The organism is Cupriavidus sp. 05N39 (assembly GCF_056397325.1).
This window is the reverse complement of record NZ_JBFTNE010000237.1, coordinates 1-1,811: the sequence shown is the minus strand read 5'-3', so window position 1 is coordinate 1,811 and position 1,811 is coordinate 1. Positions and strand designations below refer to the sequence as shown.

General features: G+C 60.1%; 2 protein-coding genes. Both read right to left on the bottom strand.

What is annotated here, in order from left to right:
• Positions 1-1,135: PAS domain-containing protein (locus AC1DN0_RS40975; protein WP_477146606.1), on the bottom strand; the 1,135-nt coding region annotated here is incomplete at its 3' end.
• 393 nt (positions 1,136-1,528) lie between these two features.
• On the bottom strand, positions 1,529-1,811 hold a 283-nt coding region (locus AC1DN0_RS40970), incomplete at its 5' end, for a sensor histidine kinase (protein WP_477112121.1).

The window sequence follows — 1,811 nt, the reverse complement described above, 5'->3', positions numbered from 1 at the left end:
CAGCAGCATAGTCAGCGTCGAGAACTTCATGGGTGAGTCGTCCCACGATCTCCTCCGGGTCCAACCCCAGCCACTCGCGATAGGTTGAGTTGGCGAACCGAAAACGTCGCTCACTGTCGACGTAAGCGACCAGCACCGGCAAATTGTCAGCAATGGCGCGCAAATCTACCCGCGTGTCTCCCAATTGCCGCTCGGCGGTCGTCAGTTGCTCGCGCGCCCTGCGCAGAACCTCCGAGGCCTCATGCGCTCCCCGATGCAACGCAGCCTCCCGCGCATCGCGCGCGGCTTTTTCCCGTTGCTCCGCCTGGGTATCGTGAATGACAAACAGCCAGCCTCCGTCGCGGGTCGACGTCGTCTGCTTCGGTGCCACCTGCACTCGCGCTGGCCTACTTTGCTTGTTGCGCAACCGGAACGTTACGTCGAGCGTCCGGACCTCGACCCCGCGGCCACGATTAAGTGCCTGCACGGCCTGTTCAAGGTTGGTCCGGTCGCTCGCATCCAGCAGATCGAGGATGTTCGTTTTCGGCAGCGGAGCGCGCGAGTGCGCGAAGAATTTCACGCAGGCATCATTCATGTGCCGCCACTCCCAGTCCCTTCCGATATGCGCGATAGCGACCGGCGTTCGATGGAACGTCTCGACGTAAAGCGCATGCTGGGCTTGAAGTCGGTCGATCGCGTGAAGCACCTCCAAACGATCAGAGCTGTCCAGCTTGCGCAGGCCAACTTCGTGCTCGATCATTTGTCCCAAGTCTACTAGCATCTGACGTTGTTGGCGCCTGAAGCGCCGCGGCAACGCGTGCATCACACATAGCATACCGATGGGTCGGCCGCACGGTAGACGCAGCGCAATGCCTGCGAAAAAGCGGAACAGCAATTCGCTGGTTGCCAGTGGCCCTTGCGCAAGCTCCGCATCGGACAGCGCATCCCTGACGACGAACGGTTCCTCGCATTGGAGCGTCCGGCTATAGTACGTCTCCACATGGAATACGACGTCCCGTTCGCACCCGCTTGCGCCTATGACTTCTGGCTGGCCCAGTCTGTCGAGACATACGACGGATATTGGTAAATTCAGCGCGCGCGCGGCGACCCGGGTCACGCGCTCAAAGTACTGATCGTAGTCGCTTTCTGGTGGCATGGTGGCGCTGGCTGGTTATCGTTGTTGCTGCTGCGCATCCATGATGCATTCGTCTTTCACGCTCCATGCTCCGTTCCGGTCAGATTGTGAAACGCACTTATTGACGTCCTCGCCGATCACGTCACACGCAGGGAAGTCGGCGCGGCAATTCGCTGAGGCAGGCTCGTCTCTTTACTCGGCGGCTCACGCGCTCGCCTTGACCGTTAAGACGATATGCAAGGCACGGCGTAAGAATGATCCCGGCGACTTTGCGTGGGCTCACCTGATTGGCACGCCGCAATGGAGGATTTTGGCAGGCCGTTATAACGGCGCTTGACAACGGTGCCACGACCATGATTGTCGTCGGTGACGTGGCATCGCAGATCGCGCCGCGCGGCGTATGACACATTAAGGCTATTCCACCGCCGGAAGGTGCAGCGTAACGGTCGTGCCCTTGCCTACTTCGCTCTCAAGAGAAATATGGCCGCGATGTAGCAGCACAATCTCACGCACGAGGGCAAGGCCCAGACCATCGCCGGCCGACCCATGCTGCAGCTTGCCTCGGAAAAATTTGTCGAACACCAGCCCGAGTTCGTCAACTTTGATCCCCATGCCTCGATCGGTCACTTTCAGCATGGCGTTGCGGCGTTCGTCCGACGCGCTAGCGACCGAGATGTTGACCTCTCTCCCAAGCCCG